Annotated in this window: 22 protein-coding genes; 13 read left to right on the top strand and 9 right to left on the bottom strand. The window is 58.5% G+C overall.

All coding sequences use genetic code 11. From position 1 onward, the window contains the following. Positions 1-14 precede the first annotated feature (14 nt). A complete protein-coding gene (locus G403_RS0108235) occupies positions 15-1049 on the bottom strand; it encodes a type IV pilus twitching motility protein PilT (protein ID WP_027853565.1) in 1035 nt (344 codons plus the stop codon). An 87-nt stretch (positions 1050-1136) separates the two neighbouring features. On the opposite strand from G403_RS0108235, the gene G403_RS0108230 reads away from it, so the two are divergent. The 10 genes from G403_RS0108230 to G403_RS0108185 all read left to right on the top strand — a co-directional run bounded on the left by G403_RS0108230 (position 1137) and on the right by G403_RS0108185 (position 9724). Then, a complete protein-coding gene (locus G403_RS0108230; RefSeq protein WP_036233041.1) occupies positions 1137-1835 on the top strand; it encodes a YggS family pyridoxal phosphate-dependent enzyme in 699 nt (232 codons plus the stop codon). 16 nt (positions 1836-1851) lie between these two features. Next, on the top strand, positions 1852-2676 hold the full coding sequence (proC, locus tag G403_RS0108225) for a pyrroline-5-carboxylate reductase (protein ID WP_027853563.1): 825 nt from the start codon (positions 1852-1854) through the stop codon (positions 2674-2676). A gap of 86 nt (positions 2677-2762) precedes the next feature. Further along, entirely contained in the window at positions 2763-3305 is a 543-nt protein-coding gene (locus tag G403_RS0108220; RefSeq protein ID WP_027853562.1) for a YggT family protein, read from the top strand. Beyond that, complete coding sequence (locus G403_RS0108215; protein WP_027853561.1) at positions 3306-3620, top strand: DUF167 domain-containing protein; 315 nt, start codon at positions 3306-3308, stop codon at positions 3618-3620. It begins immediately after the preceding gene. Positions 3621-3719: 99 nt separating this feature from the next. Further along, complete coding sequence (metX, locus tag G403_RS0108210) at positions 3720-4907, top strand: homoserine O-succinyltransferase MetX (RefSeq protein WP_027853560.1); 1188 nt, start codon at positions 3720-3722, stop codon at positions 4905-4907. Then, positions 4897-5493, top strand: a complete 597-nt coding sequence (metW, locus tag G403_RS0108205) for a methionine biosynthesis protein MetW (RefSeq protein WP_027853559.1) — start codon at positions 4897-4899, stop codon at positions 5491-5493. The genes metX and metW overlap by 11 nt, the downstream gene beginning before the upstream one ends. A 20-nt stretch (positions 5494-5513) precedes the next feature. Further along, positions 5514-5972, top strand: coding sequence for a DUF4426 domain-containing protein (locus G403_RS0108200; protein WP_027853558.1), 459 nt, complete (start codon positions 5514-5516; stop codon positions 5970-5972). 6 nt (positions 5973-5978) lie between these two features. After that, positions 5979-6587, top strand: a complete 609-nt coding sequence (rdgB, locus tag G403_RS0108195) for an RdgB/HAM1 family non-canonical purine NTP pyrophosphatase (RefSeq protein WP_027853557.1) — start codon at positions 5979-5981, stop codon at positions 6585-6587. Next, the gene (gene hemW, locus G403_RS0108190; protein ID WP_027853556.1) at positions 6584-7729 is read left to right on the top strand and encodes a radical SAM family heme chaperone HemW; all 1146 of its coding nucleotides are present in this window, start codon (positions 6584-6586) and stop codon (positions 7727-7729) included. Before rdgB ends, hemW begins: the two co-directional genes overlap by 4 nt. A 132-nt stretch (positions 7730-7861) precedes the next feature. Beyond that, positions 7862-9724, top strand: coding sequence for a methyl-accepting chemotaxis protein (locus tag G403_RS0108185; RefSeq protein ID WP_027853555.1), 1863 nt, complete (start codon positions 7862-7864; stop codon positions 9722-9724). 9 nt (positions 9725-9733) lie between these two features. On the opposite strand, the gene G403_RS0108180 is transcribed toward G403_RS0108185, so the two are convergent. Genes G403_RS0108180 through lptM form a run of 6 tightly spaced genes read right to left on the bottom strand, consistent with a single transcriptional unit; the run spans position 9734 to position 14285 of the window. Beyond that, on the bottom strand, positions 9734-10468 hold the full coding sequence (locus tag G403_RS0108180) for an HAD family hydrolase (RefSeq protein ID WP_027853554.1): 735 nt from the start codon (positions 10466-10468) through the stop codon (positions 9734-9736). A 3-nt stretch (positions 10469-10471) separates the two neighbouring features. Next, on the bottom strand, positions 10472-11377 hold the full coding sequence (xerC, locus tag G403_RS0108175; RefSeq protein WP_027853553.1) for a tyrosine recombinase XerC: 906 nt from the start codon (positions 11375-11377) through the stop codon (positions 10472-10474). A gap of 1 nt (position 11378) precedes the next feature. Next, positions 11379-12074: a DUF484 family protein gene (locus tag G403_RS0108170; RefSeq protein WP_027853552.1), complete on the bottom strand. Its 696-nt coding sequence runs from the start codon at positions 12072-12074 to the stop codon at positions 11379-11381. Further along, positions 12071-12901, bottom strand: a complete 831-nt coding sequence (gene dapF, locus G403_RS0108165) for a diaminopimelate epimerase (protein WP_027853551.1) — start codon at positions 12899-12901, stop codon at positions 12071-12073. Before dapF ends, G403_RS0108170 begins: the two co-directional genes overlap by 4 nt. Then, the gene (lysA, locus tag G403_RS0108160) at positions 12901-14160 is read right to left on the bottom strand and encodes a diaminopimelate decarboxylase (protein ID WP_027853550.1); all 1260 of its coding nucleotides are present in this window, start codon (positions 14158-14160) and stop codon (positions 12901-12903) included. Before lysA ends, dapF begins: the two co-directional genes overlap by 1 nt. Positions 14161-14168: 8 nt before the next feature. Next, positions 14169-14285 (bottom strand): LPS translocon maturation chaperone LptM, encoded by a 117-nt coding sequence (gene lptM / locus G403_RS24905; protein WP_084403980.1) that lies wholly within the window; start codon positions 14283-14285, stop codon positions 14169-14171. A 172-nt stretch (positions 14286-14457) separates the two neighbouring features. Here lptM and cyaY point away from each other — a divergent pair, with 172 nt between their 5' ends. The 3 genes from cyaY (at position 14458) to G403_RS0108140 (ending at position 17237) form a co-directional block, all read left to right on the top strand. Further along, positions 14458-14784 carry an iron donor protein CyaY gene (cyaY, locus tag G403_RS0108150; protein WP_027853549.1) on the top strand — a complete coding sequence of 109 codons (327 nt, stop codon included), beginning with the start codon at positions 14458-14460 and terminating at the stop codon, positions 14782-14784. A gap of 97 nt (positions 14785-14881) precedes the next feature. Next, positions 14882-16225 carry a UDP-glucose dehydrogenase family protein gene (locus G403_RS0108145; RefSeq protein ID WP_027853548.1) on the top strand — a complete coding sequence of 448 codons (1344 nt, stop codon included), beginning with the start codon at positions 14882-14884 and terminating at the stop codon, positions 16223-16225. Between the two features lie 4 nt (positions 16226-16229). Then, complete coding sequence (locus G403_RS0108140; protein WP_027853547.1) at positions 16230-17237, top strand: NAD-dependent epimerase; 1008 nt, start codon at positions 16230-16232, stop codon at positions 17235-17237. Here G403_RS0108140 and waaA read toward each other — a convergent pair. Continuing rightward, positions 17225-18508 carry a lipid IV(A) 3-deoxy-D-manno-octulosonic acid transferase gene (waaA, locus tag G403_RS0108135; RefSeq protein WP_245578219.1) on the bottom strand — a complete coding sequence of 428 codons (1284 nt, stop codon included), beginning with the start codon at positions 18506-18508 and terminating at the stop codon, positions 17225-17227. The genes G403_RS0108140 and waaA overlap by 13 nt on opposite strands. A 6-nt stretch (positions 18509-18514) precedes the next feature. Next, positions 18515-20272 carry a lipid A export permease/ATP-binding protein MsbA gene (msbA, locus tag G403_RS0108130; RefSeq protein ID WP_027853545.1) on the bottom strand — a complete coding sequence of 586 codons (1758 nt, stop codon included), beginning with the start codon at positions 20270-20272 and terminating at the stop codon, positions 18515-18517. Between the last annotated feature and the right edge of the window lie 13 nt (positions 20273-20285).

The following is a 20285-nucleotide window of genomic DNA, read 5'->3' as shown; positions in this document are numbered from 1 at the left end:
CTTCAGTCAGTCGATCAGAAGAGACTGGGGTCCTTGGCCTTTTCCCGTGCCTGATCGCGCGAGATAAGCCCCTTCTGCAGCAGTTCGAGCAGTGACTGGTCGAGTGTTTTCATGCCATAGGCGGCACCGGTCTGAATCGCGGAGTACATCTGAGCGACCTTATCCTCACGGATCAGGTTACGAATCGCCGGGGTACCGATCATAATTTCATGGGCGGCAACGCGCCCACCCTTGGGCTTTTTCAACAGTGATTGTGAAATGACGCCCTGCAGTGACTCGGACAACATGGAACGCACCATGTCCTTCTCCGCTGCGGGGAATACGTCAATAATACGGTCAATCGTCTTGGCCGCCGAAGTTGTATGCAGGGTACCAAATACCAGGTGACCGGTTTCCGCTGCGGTCAATGCCAGCCGAATGGTTTCCAGGTCTCGCATCTCGCCCACCAGGATGATATCCGGGTCTTCACGCAGCGCCGAGCGCAGTGCCGCGGCGAAGCTGTGTGTATCACGGTGTACCTCGCGCTGGTTCACCAGACATTTCTTGCTCTCGTGAACAAACTCGATCGGATCCTCGATGGTCAGAATATGGTCAGTCCGGGTATCGTTGACATAATCCATCATCGCCGCCAACGTAGTACTCTTACCGGAACCGGTCGGGCCCGTCACCAGCACCAGTCCGCGGGGCTGCTCGGACAGATCGCGGAAAACCTTGCCCATACCCAGGTCATCCAGCGTCAGAACCTTGTTGGGGACGGTACGGAAAACGGCGGCGGCACCGCGGTGCTGGTTGAACGCGTTGACACGGAAACGTGACAACTTGGGTACTTCAAAAGAGAAGTCGGTCTCGAAGTTCTCTTCGTACTCCTTGCGCTGCTTGTCATTCATGATGTCATAGACAAGCGTGTGAACCTGCTTGTGTTCCAGCGCCGGCAGTTTAATGCGGCGCACGTCGCCGTCAACACGGATCAGCGGCGGCATACCAGCGGTCAGATGGAGGTCGGATGCGCCCTGCTGGACGGCGAAAGCAAGAAGTTCTGTAATATCCATAATTCGGGGACTCGAGGCTTGTCACTGTAGAGTTCTTTTCTAGCAGAATAGCCCCTGCTTTCCAATGACAATTGATTGATACGGACGATGAATATCAGCATAGCAAATAACCTTTCCACCGTCGCCGATCAGATCCGCTCCGCCTGTGACTCCGCGGGGCGCGATATTGACGATGTCCTGCTGCTGGCTGTGAGCAAGACACGATCTGCCGACGAGGTCCGCCAAGCGCACGAGGCCGGTTTGACTCATTTCGGTGAGAACTACCTTCAGGAAGCGCTGGATAAAATAGCAGAGCTCGGGGACCTGGCCCTTGAATGGCATTTCATCGGCCCCATTCAATCCAATAAGACACGCCCGATTGCAGAGCATTTCGACTGGGTCCACAGCGTCGACCGGCTCAAGATCGGTCAGCGCCTGTCGGACCAGCGCCCCGATAGCAAAGCACCGCTGAACATCTGCCTGCAGGTCAACATTTCCCGCGAGGCAACCAAAGCGGGCTGCTTGCCGGAAGAAGCGCCCGCGCTGGCGCAGGCGTTGAGTCGTCTGCCGGGCCTGAGGCTGCGTGGTTTGATGGCGATCCCCAAAGCCACCGATGACCCGGTGGAACAGCGGCAGGCATTCGCCGATCTGCGTGTTCTGCTGCAACAGATCAGCGCGGATGTCACCGGGTTGGACACGCTGTCCATGGGGATGTCCTCAGACCTTCAGCCAGCCATCGAAGAGGGCGCAACAATCGTCCGCGTGGGCACGACACTGTTCGGCCCCCGACCACCCAAAACTGCATGACAGATAGGATTTATACGTGACCGCAAATATCGCTTTTATCGGCGCGGGCAACATGGCCAGCGCTATTTTTCAGGGTTTAGTCTCGAACGGTTACCCCGCTGATCACGTCTGGGTTACCGATCCCAGCGCGGAGAAGCTCGCCCCTTACGCGGCCCAGGGCCTGCGTACAACCACCGATAACGATTCCGCTATCCAAGCCTGCGAAGTCGTCGTGCTGGCGGTTAAGCCCCAGGTCATGAAGACGGTGGTCGAGACCCATCAAGCCGCTATCCAACAGGCCAAGCCGCTGCTGATCTCGGTCGCTGCCGGTATCGATGCCGACTCGCTGGAACTCTGGGCGGGAGGGGATCTGCCCATCGTTCGCTGCATGCCCAACACACCGGCACTGGTGGGTACCGGGGCCAGCGGACTCTTCGCCAACCCCCGGGTCAGCTCAGCTCAGCGCGACCTGACCGAGGCGATAATGGGCGCTGTGGGTATAACGCTGTGGGTCGAAAACGAAGCGCAGATTGACGCGGTCACTGCCGTTTCAGGCTCCGGCCCCGCCTACTATTTCCTGTTTATGGAAGCGATGGCCAAAGCCGGTGAGCAGCTGGGTCTGGCCCCCGATGTGGCACTGAAACTGACCCTGCAAACCGCGCTGGGTGCGGCACGCATGGCCACCGAAAGTGATCAGGCACCGTCACAGCTGCGAGCCAATGTGACCTCCCCCAAAGGCACAACGGAACAGGCAATTCTGTCGTTTCAGCGTCAGGGGCTCGATAAAGTCGTACAGACGGCGATGGAGGCTTGTCGAGACCGGGCTCAAACCCTGAGTGAAGAACTCTGCAAGCGGAGTTGAGCGTAAAGAACAGCGAGGGCGGCGGCGGTTCAACCCGTCGCCCAAAATCTCTATACTGAGCCTCCCAACTGGCGACAGGACATACCATGGCACAGGATCCGATCATTCTGATTATTCACACCGTCGGTCAGCTCTATGCGTTCATTCTGACATTACGGTTCCTGCTGCAACTGGCGGGCGCGGATTATTACAATCCGATATCTCAGGCTGTGGTGCGCCTGACATCCATCCCTCTGAAGCCGTTGCAGAAGATCATCCCCAAGGCCAAGCGCCTGGACTTTTCACCACTGGCACTGGCTTTTGGCGTCAACGTGCTGACCCTGGTGGCGATGCTGGCTGTCAGCGGCGGCGGCACCAACATGCCGGGGATTCTGCTGTTTTCCGGCGTTGGCGTGCTGGACGGAATTCTGCAGATCTATTTTTGGGCGGTGATCGGTGCCGTGATCATCAGTTGGATAGCACCGGACAGTTACCACCCGGCGCCACAGCTTTTGCTGCAACTGACCGAGCCTCTTTTTGCGCTGGCACGTAAGGTGATCCCACCCATCGGGGGGCTGGATCTGTCGCCGATTCTGATTTTTCTGGTGATCCAGATTGTTCGCTCGCAACTGGCGCCATTCACGCTGTAGATGGACGTCAGCCCGTTTTATCGCTGGGAGGGCGACGATCTGATCCTCCAGTGCCACCTGCAACCCAAGGCCTCCAAAGATGAGATTGTCGGGCTGCACGGTGACAGTGTTAAGATTCGGATTACGGCGCCGCCGATCGACGGCCGCGCCAACAGTCAGCTGATTCGCTTTCTGGCCAAAAGCTTCGGCGTCTCCAGGAGCGCCGTCACCATTCTCAGCGGTGAGTCAGGCCGGCAAAAACGAGTCAAAATTGAAGCCCCAGTGCGGCTTCCGGAAACGGTTTCGATAAAGAGAGACGAAGGTGAGTCCCAGTAAGTTTCTGATCCATTGTCGCGGCCTCTACTACGAGATGTGACGCTCAAACCATCTCTATCTCCATCTGCCTGCCCGACAACCTGATCGAGAGCCGTTTTTATGCCCACATCGCTACCCGCCGACTCCGTCGGCCTGGTCACGCCCCAGACGCTGCACTTTGATGTGCCGCTGGCCCTGAGCTGTGGCCGCGTACTCGAAGCCTATGACCTGATCATTGAAACCTACGGCGAGCTGAATGAGGACGCGTCCAACGCCGTCCTGATCTGTCACGCACTCTCCGGCCATCAACATGCGGCCGGCTACCTGAGCATGGATGATCGCAAGCCCGGCTGGTGGGACTCCGCCATCGGGCCCGGCAAACCGATCGATACCAACCGTTTCTTCGTTGTCGCCCTGAATAACCTGGGTGGTTGCCACGGCTCTACCGGACCGCGCAGTATCAACCCGGAAACCGGTAAACCCTACGGCCCGGATTTCCCCATCGTTACCGTTAAGGACTGGGTCAATTCCCAGGTTCGCTTGTCTGATCGCCTCGGTATCCAGCGTTGGGCGGCGATTATCGGTGGCAGCCTGGGCGGTATGCAGGCGATGCAGTGGGCAATCGATTACTCGGACCGCATCGCAAACTGCGTAGCAATCGCTTCGGCGCCCAAGCTGTCGGCGCAGAATATCGCGTTTAACGAGGTGGCCCGACAGGCGATCAGCAAAGACCCCCAGTTCCACAAAGGGCACTACTACGAGCATGATGTGGTGCCCAAAACCGGCCTGGCCCTGGCGCGGATGGTGGGCCACATAACCTACCTGTCGGACGATGGCATGCGCGAGAAGTTCGGTCGCGAAATGCGGGCCGGCAAACTGAGTTTCGATTTCGACAACCCGCAGTTCGAGGTGGAATCCTACCTGCAGTACCAGGGCGAACGCTTCTCGACCAGTTTCGACGCCAACACCTACCTGCTGATGACCAAGGCGCTGGACTATTTCGACCCGGCCGCCGAGTTTGATCACGATCTGGTGAAGGCGTTAAGTCATGCCAGCTGTCGTTTTCTGGTGGTGTCTTTTACCACCGACTGGCGCTTCTCGCCGGAGCGCTCGCGGGAGATGGTCGATGCGCTGGTCGCGGCCGGCAAGTCTGTCAGCTATGCCGAAGTGGATTCGGCCCATGGCCATGATGCGTTCCTGATCCCGAGCCCGCGCTACATGGGTATTTTTACCGCTTACATGAACCGGGTCGCCGATGCGCTCGGGCTGGAACCGAGCACGCAGAAGGAGAACCAAGATGCGCGCTGATCTGGAGATTATTGAAAACTGGATCGAGCCCAACGCCCGTGTGCTCGACCTGGGTTGCGGTGACGGTGAGCTCCTGGCTCACCTTCAGGATGCCAAATCGGTTTCCGGCTACGGCCTGGAAATCGACCACGGCAATATCACCGAATGCATCGCCAAAGGGGTGGATGTGGTCGAACAGGATATCGACAAGGGACTGGCCTCCATCCGTAACGACAGCTTCGACTGTGTTGTTATGACCCAGGCGCTGCAGACCATGCACCGTCCCGATGTCATTGTCGAGGAGATGCTGCGTATCGGCCGCGAGTGTATCGTGACCTTCCCCAATTTTGCGCACTGGCGCGCCCGCTTCTACCTTGCCTTCAAGGGCCGGATGCCGGTATCCAAATTCCTGCCCTATACTTGGTACAACACGCCCAATATCCACTTCTGTACGTTCGACGACTTTGAACGGCTGTGCGTGGAGCGCAACATTCGTATCTGCGAACGCACGGTGGTGGATCACAAACTGCGTGATCGCTGGTGGATCCGGCTGTGGCCCAACATGCTTGGTGAGATCGCCATTTACCGCATCACGCGTCAGGTGTAACCGAACCAAAGGAGATCAGCATGTCTGTTTATCACGCCTTGAGCCGTTTTATCGGGGCCGCCGCACTCGCCCTGTTCGCACTGAATCTACACGCCGAACAGGCCATCTCGGACGGCGAGTACGAGATCCATTACAACGCTTTCAACTCCAGCTTCGTCACACCGGAGGTCGCCCAGCAGTATGGCCTGACCCGCAGTCAGTACCGGGCACTGGTTAATGTGGCGGTACTGCGTCTGGAAGATGACGGTAGCAAAACACCGATCCGTGCCCGTATTCGCGGCGAAGCGTCCAATCTGCTGCAGCAATCCCAGCAACTGGAGTTCAAACAGATCGACGAAGGTAACGCGATCTACTACCTGGGCAGCTTCCGTTTTACCGACGAGGAGCAACTGACAATCTCGCTGGAGGTAAGTCCCGATGCAAACCGGCCGCCCTACACCATCGAGTTTCAGCAAACCTTCTACACCGATGGAGACTGATCAGCCATGATCGAACGGATCGTTCTGGCCAGCGGTAACCGCGGCAAACTCAAAGAGCTCAACGATATTCTGGCCCCGCTCAATGTGGCCGTGGTACCCCAGGGTGACTTCGCGGTGCGCGATGCCGAGGAGACCGGACTGAGTTTTGTCGAAAATGCCATCATCAAAGCACGCCATGCCTGCCAGGTAACCGGGTTACCCGCGCTGGCCGACGACTCCGGGCTGGAAGTCGATGCATTGCGCGGCGCTCCCGGCATCTACTCGGCACGCTACGCGGGAGAGGGGGCCAGCGACGAAGAAAATAACCGCAAGCTGCTCACCGCGCTGGAGGGCCTTGCGCCCGAACAGCGCACCGCCCGCTTCCAGTGTGTGCTGGTCTTTATGCGGCATGCCGAGGATCCAACACCCTTAATCTGCCAGGGTAGCTGGGAAGGACAGATTCTCGAGGCCCCCCGCGGAGAGCACGGTTTTGGCTACGACCCTCTGTTTTTGGCGCCCGAAGCGGGCTGCGCCGCCGCCGAGCTCGATGCCGAGCAGAAGCGTGCGCTCAGCCATCGCGGCAAGGCCGTGGAGCAACTGCTCAAGGCGATTCCTCCCTACCTGGCTCGCGCATGACGCTACCGCCACTGAGCCTCTACGTACACATCCCCTGGTGTGTACGCAAATGTCCCTACTGCGACTTCAACTCTCACGCCCAGCGCGATACAGAGCTCCCCGAGCAGGCCTATGTAAAAGCACTGCTGGACGATTTGGACGAGGAGCGCGCGCTCAGCGGCGCTCGGCCGCTCCAGACAATATTCTTTGGCGGCGGCACGCCCAGCCTATTTTCGGCTGCGGCGATCGGTGATCTGCTCGACGGCGTGGCTGCCCGGTTTGCATTGGCACCTGAGCTTGAAGTGACACTGGAAGCCAATCCCGGCACCTACGAGCAGGCCCGTTTTGCCGATTATCGCCGTGCCGGCGTTAACCGGCTCTCTATCGGCGTACAAAGCTTCAACGACAACGCCCTTACCGCCCTGGGCCGTATTCACCAGGGGCGGGAAGCCCGTACAGCCGCAGAATCGGCGCGTGAGCTTTTCCCCCGCCTTAACCTTGATCTGATGCACGGTCTGCCGGGACAAACACCGGCACAGGCGATAGAGGATCTAGCCATTGCGATTGGACTGGAAACCGATCACCTGTCCTGGTACCAGCTCACCATCGAGCCCAATACCGAGTTTCACAGCCGTCCACCTCAACTCCCGCTGGACGAGGCACTTTGGGCTATTCAGGAGCAGGGACAGGCGCAACTGCGCGAGGACGGTTTCCATCAGTACGAGGTTTCCGCCTACGCCAAACCCGGCTGCCAGGCACGACATAACCTGAACTACTGGCGCTTTGGCGACTATATAGGTATCGGGGCCGGCGCCCATGGCAAACTCAGTCAGACCAGCAATAGCGGCGGCATGCTGATCCGTCGCCGTCACAAGATACGTCAGCCCGCTGCCTATATGGATGCCGAGCGCCGTCTAGCCGGCGATCAACCGGTGTCAACCAATGAACTCCCCTTCGAATTTATGCTCAATGCGCTGCGATTACACGACGGATTTGATCTGGCGCTTTTTTTTAAGCGTACTGGTCTTGAATTGGCAGAAATACAGCCGACACTTATAGAAGCAGAACGCAGACAGTTGTTAACGCTGAAAGGGGGGCGCGTGCAACCCACGTTGTCCGGCCAGCTTTTCCTGAATGACCTGCTGGCGATGTTTCTTGAATAAATACGGCTGTGGACGCTGGGTAAAACCAGAAGACTGAGCAGCCCTGTGAACCCTTGCCATTGATAATAATGATTAAATTCGGGCCCGGGCCAGTCGCCTCAGGCTCAGCCGTCCAAGGAGTAAACCTTCGCAATGAAGATTAAACACAAGCTGATACTGCAGATCGGCCTGACTCTGGTCGGTTTTGCCGGCCTTACGTTAATTCAACAATACAGCGCATCACAACAGAGTCATTTGCAGGAAGTGCACGATGATCTCAACCTGATAAAACTGCACAAACTCGAATATCGAGTCCATGAAAAGAACTTTTTAGCCACCAACGATCTGGCTCATGCGGAACGCTTTGAGACGACCCATACCGCCATTCAGCATGATGTCGAGCTTCTACGAAGTGACCTTGAACATGTCGATATCGCTACCGATGAGGTCGAACGGCTGGAACAACGGTTAGAAGAGTACGCTCAGGGATTCGCTAACGTCGTTGAGGTACGCCGTCAAATCGGCCTGACGGAAAAAGAGGGCTTACGCGGTAGTCTGCGTGAGTCGATCCACCAGGTCGAAACCACGCTGGAGGGCAGCTATGTGCCCGACCTGCAAGTAGCGATGCTGCAGTTACGCCGCTCTGAAAAAGACTTTCTGCTGCGCCAGGACCCGAAATATCCGCCTCGTTGGAACGAGACGTTCCAGCAAATGAAGCAAGCTCTACCCTCGAGCGGTTTGAGCCAGGATATTCAGGACCAGCTCATCACCTACCTGGATGCCTATCAAAGAGACTTTATGGCACTGGTGAGTGCCATGGAAAAGCTGGGGCTCAACTCGGAGAGCGGCTTACTGGGCGAGATGCACGAGGACGTTGGTAGCACGGAGTCCAACCTTAAAGTCCTCGAGGGGGAGCTGACCCAAGCCTTCGCCGAACGCAAACAACAGATTTTTATCTTAATGAGCGTTGCCATCGTTGCATTACTGCTGGTTATTATCGTGCCCGCACTTCTCATCGGGCGCAGCATTCTCAACCCCATCGCGACACTGGCGGATACGATGAAGCAGGCCCGCGATAACAAAGACCTGACGTTACGCTATGACAACCGGTCCAAGGATGAGATTGGCATCATGGCGCAGGATTTCAACCACATGATGGATGCGTTCCAGGCCGTGGTCCGCCAGATCACCGGAACCTCAACTCAACTCGCCGCCGCCGCTGAACAGTTGTCGGCGACCACCGCCGATACCTCAGCGGGCTTAAGTACTCAGCAGGCCCAGGTGATGCAGGTCGCTGCTGCGATCCAGGAGATGGAAACCGCGATGCAGGAGATCGCCGGCAACACGGATAGAACGGCCTCCACCGCGCAGGAGTCTTTGGCACAGGCTGATGACAGCAGCGCACGGGTCGCTGCCAATATGGACGCCCTCCACGAGATGGCCCGCAAGGCCCGGGAAACAGCTGATGTGGTCTCTCAACTGCGCAGTGACAGCGATCAAATCGGCACCATGCTGGTGGTGATCAAGGATATCTCCGAACAGACCAACCTGCTGGCCCTGAACGCGTCGATCGAAGCGGCTCGTGCCGGCGAACAGGGGCGGGGCTTTGCCGTCGTGGCGGATGAGGTCCGCGATCTGGCTTCTCGCTCTCAGCAATCGGCCGAGCAGATTGATCGCCTGGTAACCCAGCTGCAGACCCGAACCCGTGATGTGGGTGAGCTGATGGAGCAGAGCGTCGCCGACAGCGAGCGGGGTGCACAAAACGCCAATGACACCATCGAGGCTCTCGAATCGATCACTCAGGGCGCCCGCAGTATCGTTGATATGACGACCCAAGTAGCTTCTGCCACTGAAGAGCAGGCCTCCGTCGCGGCCGAGGTGACACGCAACGTGGAGACGATCAGCAACATCATTGAAGAAGCCACGGGGCAGACTGAACAGAATGCCCAGGCAAGTCAGACGGTTGCCGAACAGGCAAACTCACTGCAACAGATCATGTCGAGCTTTAAAAGCTAGACGCCCGGTCTAGAGGGTGGCTCGCGTCATCGCCTTTTTGGCGATACGCTCCACCGCTTCCGGAATCTGAGACAGACAGGTAACCCGCTCGTCAGCACGCGCGGGTTCCGGCCATGACTGGCCTTCCAGGTTGACCCAGATGGTCCAACACCCCAGATCGCGGGCCGCCTTTACATCATTGATCGGGTGATCACCGATATGCACCACCTGCTCGGGGCGCAGACCGGTGTGCTCCAGCGCGCGCTGAAACATCAGCGGATCGGGTTTGGCGCTGCCCACGCTATCGGCGTTAAACTGAAAATCAAACAGTCCCCCGATCCCGGTAAGACCTACATCCGCGTTGCCATTACTCAGGGCGCCGATGGTCAGCCCGCGCTCGCGTAGCGCTTTCAACATCTCGAACGCGTGCTCAAAGAACTCCACTTCATGACGCGCCCGCATAAAAACCTCGAACGCCTCAGCGGCCAGACGTTCCGACTCCTGCTCATCAAAACCGGCCGTGCTCAGGCCGCGCTCGATCAGACGCAAGCGGATCAAAGACATGCTGTGGGCGATCTCCGGATACTCCTCAAGCAGCGCCGCTCTCAGCTTGGAGCCCTCCACCAGATCCGCCGGTGTATGCAACGCGGTAAAACGACCGCCATGCCGGTCCAGCCACTGCCAGAGGGTGTCATTGGCACGACGGATGACAGGATCCACCTCCCAGAGGGTGTCGTCCAGGTCGAAGGTTGCACAACTGAGCATCGGTTACTCCTTTTTGCGTCGGGCCCTGGGATGAGCACGTTCATACACATCCATAAGATGCTGAAAATCGAGATGGGTGTAAACCTGGGTGGTGCCGATATCGGCATGCCCCAGCAGCTCCTGTACGGCCCGCAGGTCGGAGCTGGATTCCAGCATATGACTGGCAAAACTGTGACGCAGCCGATGGGGATAGACGCGACCGTTAACGCCCTGCTGCTCACCCTGACGTGCCAGACGCTGCTCCACCGCGCGTGTCGTCAATCGAGTGCCGCGGCGACCGACAAAAAGCGCGGTTTCATCAGGACGGACCAAACCGGAACGAACTTTAAACCAGCGCTCAAGCGCGGCCAGAGCTTTGCGACCCACCGGCAACACCCGGGTCTTGCGACCCTTACCGGTCACCACCAGGGAAGCATCGGAAAAATCCAGATCAACCAGGTTCAGACTGACCAACTCGGACACACGCAGACCCGATGAGTAGAGCAACTCCATAATCGCCAGATCACGCAGCTGCAGCGGATCTTCGGTCTCGCGTTCCAATAGCGCATCGATCTGATCAACGTCCAGCGTCTGGGGCAGGCGGCGGGACGATTTGGGCGCCTGAATCGCCAGCGCGGGATTATGACTGACAACACCCTCGCGCGTCAGGTAGCGGTAAAAGCTGCGTACGGCCGAGAGCATGCGCTGGAGAGAGCGACCGGAAAGACCATTACCATGCAAACGACCCACAGCCCTGCGCAGGTTATTTTCGGAAAGCGTTTGCCAACCCGGACAACCCAGCTCCTGTAGCTGCTGGTCAAGACGCTCCAGATCTCGGCGATAGTTCGCCAACGTGTGCACCGAGAGCTGACGCTCACTGGCAAGATAGCCCAGAAACGCAGAGAGCAACTGCTGGTTTCCGGGTTCCATCTCAGCGCGACTCCGCGCGATTCATCACCTGAGCGATAATGCGACTGAGGACCTCGCCCACATAACTGAGAAACAGGGTGCCCTGGCTGCTCTGGAAGTAGTTGGGATCGTAACTGCCGATCGCCAGCAGCCCGAGTGTCTCTCCTTTAACCAGCGGCACCACGGCAGAAGACTGCACCCGAACCGCCGCCTCCTGGAACAGAAAACGGTTCATCGCTTCGGACAGCTGGCCGCAGCTGGGCAGGTTGGTATCAACCAATGGCTGCACGATGCTGCACTCGCCCCGGGACAGAACCCGCAGGTTATTGGTGGTGATCTCGTTCTCGCTGAACAGCAGCAGGACGGTCTCATCACCATGGAAATCCTGGCACAGACTCTCCTCAACGGCGACCGAGATCTCATCCAGCGTCTCCGCCTCAAGCAGGTTCAACACCATCCGCTTGGTTTTCTCGAATTGACCATCGTTGAAGTTGGCCGCATCGATCAATTCGGAGAGTCGACTGTGAAGCTGCTCATTGCGGTTACGCAGCAGCGATGTCTGGCGCTCCACCAGAGATATTGCCGTGCCCCGTTCATGGGGGACGTAAAGCTTCTCCAACAGCCCAACGTAGTGACTGAAAAAGTCCGGATGCTCTGCGAGATAGTCGGCGACCTGATCAGCGGTTATGGCCGTCTCGTTTATCAGCTCTTCTGTCATAGGTAGATCTGCCCTTCAAATACCGTCGCCGCCGGACCGGTCATGATCACCGGTGCACCTTCGCCTGCCCAGGAGATCTCCAGGTCACCGCCGGGCAGGTGGACCTGCACCGTCTCGTCCAGCAAACCACGCAACCGCCCTGAAACCACAGCCGCGCAGGCTCCGGTTCCGCAGGCTTGCGTCTCACCAGCACCGCGTTCAAACACCCGCAGGCGGATCTCGCGGGGGGAGATCACTTCCATGAAACCGATATTGGCCCGGTTGGGAAACAGTGCGTGTGATTCGAGCTTCGGCCCCAGTTCCGCCACCGGCGCTAGATCCGCGGAGTCCACAACCAGTACACCGTGCGGGTTACCCATGGAGACAGCACCGAGCTCCACCAGCTGATTATCCACCTCCAGCGAGTAGACGGGGGCCTGGGCTGTCGCCTGAAACGGAATAGCTGAAGGTTCAAGCTCGGGTGCGCCCATATCGACCTCCACCTGCAGGTCTGGGCGGATCTGCAGAACCGCCTTGCCGCGAGCCGTTTCTACAGAAATACGGTCCCGCATGATCAAGCGTTTGTCCCGCACAAAGCGCGCGAAACAGCGCGCACCGTTGCCGCAGTGTTCAACTTCCGAGCCATCAGCATTAAAAATCCGGTATCGGAAGTCCATGTCAGGGCGGGTCGGCGGTTCCACCAGCAGGAGCTGATCAAAACCGATACCACAGTGACGATCAGACAGCCTGCGTACCTGGTCCGCATTTACACGCACGCGCTGGGAGATCGCGTCGATGACAACAAAGTCGTTGCCCAGCCCGTGCATTTTGGTAAAACGGACCAGCATTACGAGCGCCCCTTAGGCAGCAGCTGTTCCCCGCGCATCAGATCGTTGACCGTCTCCCGCTCACGGACCACGTAGAATTTGTTGTCATCCACCAGCACCTCGGCCGGACGCGGACGCGTATTATAGTTGGAAGCCATCACAAAACCGTAAGCGCCCGCCGAGCAGACCGCCAGCAGATCACCCGCTTCCAGCATCAACTCACGATCCTTGCCCAGGAAATCACCGGTTTCGCATACCGGCCCAACCAGATCCCAGCGCCGCGCCTCACCCTCTTCACGCAGCTGTACCGGAATAATCTCCTGATAAGCGCTGTAGAGCGAAGGGCGGATCAGATCGTTCATGGCACCATCGATGATGGCGAAATTCTTTTCACCGGCCTGCTTGAGAAACTCGACACGAGTGAGCATCACCCCGGCGTTGGCGGCAATGGAGCGCCCCGGCTCGAAAATCAGACCCAGCTTGCGATCACCCAGGCGCTCGATGACCGCATCGATGTAGGTCTTGGGTTCAGGTGGTGCCTCGTCGGTGTAGCAAACGCCCAGACCACCGCCCAGATCCAGATGGCGTAGCGTAATACCCTCCTCGGCCAACTGATCCACCAGCTTCAACAGACGATCCAGTGCATCGAGGAAGGGGCTGATCTCGGTGAGCTGGCTACCGATGTGACAGTCCACACCCACCACATTCACGTTCGCCATCGCCGCCGCACGGCGATACACCGCCGGTGCAGTATCGATGGCGATCCCGAACTTGTTCTCTTTAAGCCCGGTCGATATATAGGGGTGGGTACGCGCATCCACATCCGGGTTAACACGGAAGGAGACCGGCGCAACGGCACCCAGCTCCGCCGCCACGGCATTGACGCGATCCAGCTCGGCATCAGATTCGATATTGAAGCAGTGAATACCCACTTCCAGCGCGCGCTTGATCTCGTGGGCCTGTTTGCCCACACCGGAAAACACCACCTTGCTCGGATCACCACCGGCACGGAGCACACGCTCGAGCTCACCCAGGGAAACGATATCGAAGCCTGCGCCCAGTCGCGCCAGCACATTGAGCAACGCAATATTGGAGTTTGCCTTGACCGCATAGCAGACCAGCGCGTCACGCCCGTCCAGCGCTTCAGCGTAGCTCAGGTAAGCACGCTCCAGCGCATCGCGGGAATAGACGTAGGTGGGCGAACCCACTTCATCAGCGATTCGATCCAGGGGCACCTCTTCGCAACACAGGGTGCCGTTGTGGTATTCAAAACTATCCATCATCTCTCTCATTGCGCCTGTTGCACCGGGCCCTGGGATTGCGGCAGAGACAGCGGGCCTTTCTGGCCGCAACCACTCACTAACAAGGCACTCAGAATCAGAATCGGCCAGCCTAGTTTCAGCATCGCACTTCCTCGCCCGGCCCTGCGCTCGGCAGCCGGCTTTCATCGAATGGGTAAACCTCAAATTATAACCCGCCAACCCCCTTAAAGAGTACCGCTGCGGCGGCAGATGGATGTGGATTGTGCGGCAAGTCTCTATAATCGAGGCACCACCTGCCAACTCGGAGAAGAATAGATGACAGAATCGGAGTTTATGAGCCGGGTCGATGAAACCCTGACCCGCGTGGAAGAGATCCTCGATGAGGCCGATACCGATATCGACTGCGAGATCAACGGCGGCATGATGACGGTGAAATGCGAGAACGGCAGTCAGATCATTTTCACCCGCCAACCACCACTGAAACAGCTCTGGCTGGCTACCCGGGAAGGGGGCTTTCACTTCGACTATGACAACGAACGATCCGCCTGGATTCGTGACAGTGACAGCAAGCCGCTCGACCAGGTGCTGAGCCACGCGTTTGCCGAACAGGCGGGTGAGCAGTTCGATTTCACCGGACTCTGACTTGAGTCAGGGGCACTGATCACCCATTGTCATTTTGATCGCGTATACTCGCGCCCATATCAAGTCATAAAGCCAAGCAACAGGACCGCATGTCGCGATGAACATCACTATTTTCGGTACCGGATACGTCGGCCTTGTCACGGGAGCCTGCCTGGCCGACGCAGGCCACCAGGTCATCTGTGTCGACGTTGACGAAACCAAGATCCAGGCACTCAAACAGGGTGTTATTCCAATCTACGAGCCGGGCCTGGAAGGGATCGTACGCCATAACCGGGAAGAGGGGCGTTTGCACTTCACCACCGATGCGGCCGAAGGCGTCGCCTTTGGTGAGCTGCAGTTTATCGCCGTGGGTACCCCGCCGGACGAGGATGGATCAGCGGATCTGAAGTATGTACTCGCGGTGGCCCGCACCATCGCCGAACATATGCAGGAGCACAAGATCATCGTCGACAAATCCACCGTCCCCGTGGGCACCGCGGACCGCGTTAGCGCGGAAGTCTCCCGGGTGCTGGCCGCGCGTCAGGTAGAGCTGGGCTTCGATGTCTGCTCCAACCCGGAGTTTCTCAAAGAGGGCGCGGCCATTGAGGACTTTACGCGCGGCGCGCGGATTGTCATCGGTACAGACTCCGAGCATGTCCGCTCACGGATGCGCGAGTGCTATGCACCCTACAACCGCAATCACGAAAAACTGATCTTCATGGATGTGCGCTCCGCCGAACTGACGAAATACGCAGCAAATGCCATGCTCGCCACCAAGATCAGTTTCATGAACGAGATCGCCAACCTGGCCGAACGCCTCGGTGCCGATATCGAGCAGGTGCGCCAGGGGATCGGCTCCGACCCTCGCATCGGCTATCACTTTATCTACCCCGGCTGCGGCTATGGCGGCTCCTGCTTCCCCAAGGATGTGCAGGCATTGGCGCGAACAGCCGGTGATGTGGGCTACGAAGCACAGCTTCTGCAGGCCGTAGAAGCGGTCAACAACCGTCAAAAGTCGGTTCTGTTCCAGAAACTCAGTCAGGCATTTGATGGCGACCTGTCGGGCCGTACCATCGCACTCTGGGGCCTGGCATTTAAACCCAATACCGACGATATGCGCGAAGCACCCAGCCGGGTACTGATGGAGGCGCTCTGGGATGCCGGTGCCAAAGTGCGAGCCTACGACCCGGAAGCGATGGAGGAAACCCACCGGATCTATGGCGAGCGTGAAGATCTGGCCCTTGTCGGACACCGGGATGACGTGCTCGATGGCGCCGATGCGCTGGTGATCTGTACCGAATGGAAGCAGTTCCGAACCATCGATTTCACCTGGCTCAAAGGTAAGCTCAAGCAGCCGGTGGTTGTGGATGGGCGCAACCTGTATGAACCCGAACAGGTGCGGGCAGCCGGCCTGCTCTATTACGCCATTGGCCGTGCCGACTCACTGCAACCGGTGATCTGAACCGATGCGCGTACTGGTTACCGGCGCAGCCGGGTTTATCGGTTTCCACCTCAGCGCCAAGCTGCTTGAGCGCGGCGATGAGGTCGTGGGTATCGATAATCTCAACGACTATTACGCGGTCAGTCTCAAGCGCGACCGACTGGCGCAGCTCGAATCAACACCGGGCTTTCGATTCATCGAGCTGGATATTGCCGATACGGCGGCGGTTGCCGCGCTATTCAATCAGGGAGGATTCGAGCGCGTGGTCCACCTGGCCGCCCAGGCCGGTGTACGCTATTCCATCGACAACCCTCAGAGTTACGGTCAATCCAACCTGATCGGCTTTCTGAATATGCTCGAAGGCTGCCGACAGCAAGCCGTTGAACATCTGGTGTATGCCTCATCAAGCTCGGTTTACGGTGCCAACGAACAGATACCTTTCCGGGTGGACGATAACGTGGACCATCCGCTCTCACTTTATGCCGCGACCAAACGCGCCAACGAGGCGATGGCACACAGCTACAGCCACCTCTATCAGCTACCCTGTACCGGGCTGCGCTTTTTTACCGTTTATGGCCCTTGGGGACGTCCCGATATGTCGCCGATGCTGTTTGCCGATGCCATCACTCAGGGACGGCCTTTAAAGGTGTTCAATTACGGTCGCCACAAGCGCGACTTCACCTATATCGATGATATTGTCGATGGGGTCGTACGCTGTCTGGACCGCATACCGAAGGGCAACGCTCAGTGGTCGGGCCTGCAACCGGACCCGGCCACCTCCAAGGCTCCCTGGCGACTGTATAATATCGGTGCCAGCCGCCCGGTGGAGCTCCTTTACTATATCGAACTGCTGGAATCGGCGCTGGGCAAGAAGGCTCAGAAAGAGCTGCTACCCCTGCAACCCGGCGATGTGGAGCAGACCTATGCCGATGTCAGCGCGCTGATGCGCGACACCGGTTATCAGCCACAGGTCAAAATCGAAGAGGGGATCGAACGCTTTGCCCGCTGGTACCGGGACTATTACCGGGGCTGATTAGAGAGCAGAGCCGCCACCTGCTGCTCCAGCTTATCGAGCGCGCCCTGATTGGCCGCGACCAGCGATTGCCCCGAGGCACCCGTTTTAATCCGTTCGCGCGGGTATTCCAGCCAGTGGCCGACCACATCATCCAGCTGCTCCGGTCTTTCCACCTGCACCAGACCGCCGGCATCGATCAGCATGCGGGTAATCTGGTCGAAATTAAACGTATCCGGCCCCATCACGACCGCCTTGCTCAAAGCGGCCGGTTCAAGCGGATTATGGCCGCCGGTTCCGCTAAAACTGCCCCCGACAAAGGCGATATCGGCAGCCGCATAAAACGTCATCAGCTCGCCCAGGGTGTCTCCCAGATAAAGTCGGGTTTCCATTGTCGGTGCAATGCCGTCGCTGCGGCAGCAGATCGCCGCACCGGCAGCCTCCGCCTGAAGCAGACTGCGCACTTCTGAAAAACGCTCCGGGTGGCGCGGAACGATCATCAACACCAGATCCGGCCAGCGGGTGCTAAGACGCCGCCAGCACTGAATCAGAATCTCTTCTTCACCCCGGTGAGTGCTGGCCGCCAGCAATACAGGGCGCTCCGATCCCAGCGCCTGGCGCAGAGAGAGTCCTTCTTGCTCGGCACTCTGTGGCGGATGGATATCAAATTTGATACTTCCAGTGACCTCCAGACACGAGGATGGCAACCCGAGCTCAATAAACCGATCCCCATCCACCCGGTTTTGCACAGCCACACAGGTCAAGCTCCGCAGCATCGGCCGGGTCAGGAAGGGTAATCGACCATAGCCGCGGGCCGAGCGGGCCGAAAGCCGGGCGTTGGCCAGCAGTACGGGAATATCGGCGCGTTTACAGGCCGCTAACATATTGGGCCAAAGCTCGGTCTCTACGATGACGCAGGCGCGCGGTGTCACTCGACGCATGAACAGGTGCCAGAACCCGGGCAGATCCCAGGGGCAGTAGCGGTGGATAACCCGGCTCCCAAAGCGCTGCTGAACCATCTGCGCACCGGTCGGGGTCATCGTCGTGATCAGCACTTGAGGCGGGTCAGCCTGCGCCAGTATCCGCTCAACCAGCGGCGCGATCGCCAGCGTTTCTCCGACGGAAACGGCGTGAACCCAGAGCGGGCGGCCGGACACCGCCGCTCCCGCGCCAAAGCGCTCAGAGAGCCGTTCGCGATAAGCCGGAGCGCGACGCGAGCGCCAGAGAATACGCAGCAGAATCAGCGGCAGTGCCAGAGCAAATATCAGTGAATAAACGCCACGGGCCAGCACGGTCAATCAATCCCGGAACTGCATCGCATGCAGCGCCGCATAGGCACCGCCCTTCTCCAGCAGCTCCTGATGGGTGCCTTGCTCAACCACTTTCCCGCTGTCCATCACGACGATCAGATCCGCTTTTTCCACGGTAGACAGTCGGTGGGCGATAACCAAGGTCGTGCGTCCCTTAACGACCTCGGCCAACGCAGCCTGGATATGGCGCTCCGACTCGGTATCCAGTGCCGAGGTCGCCTCATCAAGGATCAACAGTGGCGAGTTTTTAAGTATCGCGCGGGCGATAGCGATACGCTGACGCTGGCCACCCGAGAGCAGAACTCCGTTCTCGCCGACGAGGGTATGAATTCCCTCGGGGAGACGCTCCAGAAACTCGGAGACATGGGCCGCCTTGGCCGCTTCCATCACCTGTTCTTCGCTTGCCTCTGCCATGGCACCGTAGGCGATATTGTCGGCGATACTGCCGTTAAAAAGAACAACCTGTTGATTCACCAGCGCGATCTGCTCGCGCAGGCTGCTCAACGCGTACTCTTGTAGCGGTACCCCATCGAGTAGCAGTTCACCGTCCCAGCCATCATTGAAACGTGGCAATAAAGAGGCGAGTGTGGTTTTACCACTACCCGAGCGCCCCACCAGCGCCACCGTTTTACCGGCCGGGATATCCAGGTTAATCCCGTTAAGGGCGTAACTGTCACTTTCCGGATAGGAGAAACAGAGGTTGCGCAGCGTCAGGTCACCCCGAACGCCGCCGGCGTCTCGGCTGCCGCTATCGGCTTCGCCCGGCTCATCAATCACGCCGAACAGGCTCTCGGCCGCAGCAATTCCCTTCTGGATAATGGGGCTGACTTCTGTCAGTTGGCGGACCGGTTTGGTCAGCATCCCGGCTGCGGTCAAAAACGCCACGAACCCGCCGGTCGTCATTCCACCGAGAACGACAGGGTCCATGGCCGCATAGAGCAGCAGCGCCAGAGCCAGCGCGATCAACAGCTGCACCAGCGGTGTATTCAGAGACTGAGTCACCACCAGCTTCATAAACTGGCGCTTGTTCTGGAGACTGGCTTTCTGAAACCGGGCCCGCTCGGCATCAATACCACCAAAGATACGCACTACCTGAAAACCACGTATCGCCTCCGATGCCACCGACGTGATATCGCCCACGGAGGATTGCAGACGACGGCTGAGTTTTCGCATCCGTTTGGACGCAATCGATACGACCAGACCGATGATGGGGCCCGCGGCCAGAAAGATCAGCGTCAACTTCCAGTTCAGATAGACCATGTAACCCAGCAGACCGACCACTGTAAGGCCTTCACGGATGGTAATCTTGATGGCGTTGGTAACCGCTCCGGTCACCTGCTCCACGTTATAGGTCAGCCGTGAAAGCATCTCGCCGCTGGGATTGCGGTTGTAGTAGTGGGTGGGTAGCCGCAACAGACTGCTGAACAGGTCGGTACGCATGGTGTGAACCGTCTCACGGGCAATGTAACTCATGCTGTAGTTGCCGATAAACGCACCGACACCGCGCATCAAGAAGATGCCCACAACTGCCAGCGCCAGCCAAAGCCGTTGATCAAACGCACCGCCCTGGACTGCATCGACCACCATCTCCAGCCACTTGGCCGCCAGCGCCTGTCCGGCGCCGTAGATGGAATAACCGATAAAACTGGCGATAAAACCGAACCAGAGCGGTTTCACATATACCAGCATCCGGCGGTAAACCTCCCAGCCGGAGCCTTTGTTCTGCTGATCCGAAGTGTCTGTCATACACCTGCGATAC

The organism is Marinobacterium litorale DSM 23545, from assembly GCF_000428985.1.
Taxonomy (GTDB): Bacteria; Pseudomonadota; Gammaproteobacteria; order Pseudomonadales; family Balneatricaceae; genus Marinobacterium_D; species Marinobacterium_D litorale.
The sequence above is the reverse complement of the archived record's forward strand: the minus strand, read 5'-3'. Positions and strand labels throughout refer to the sequence as shown.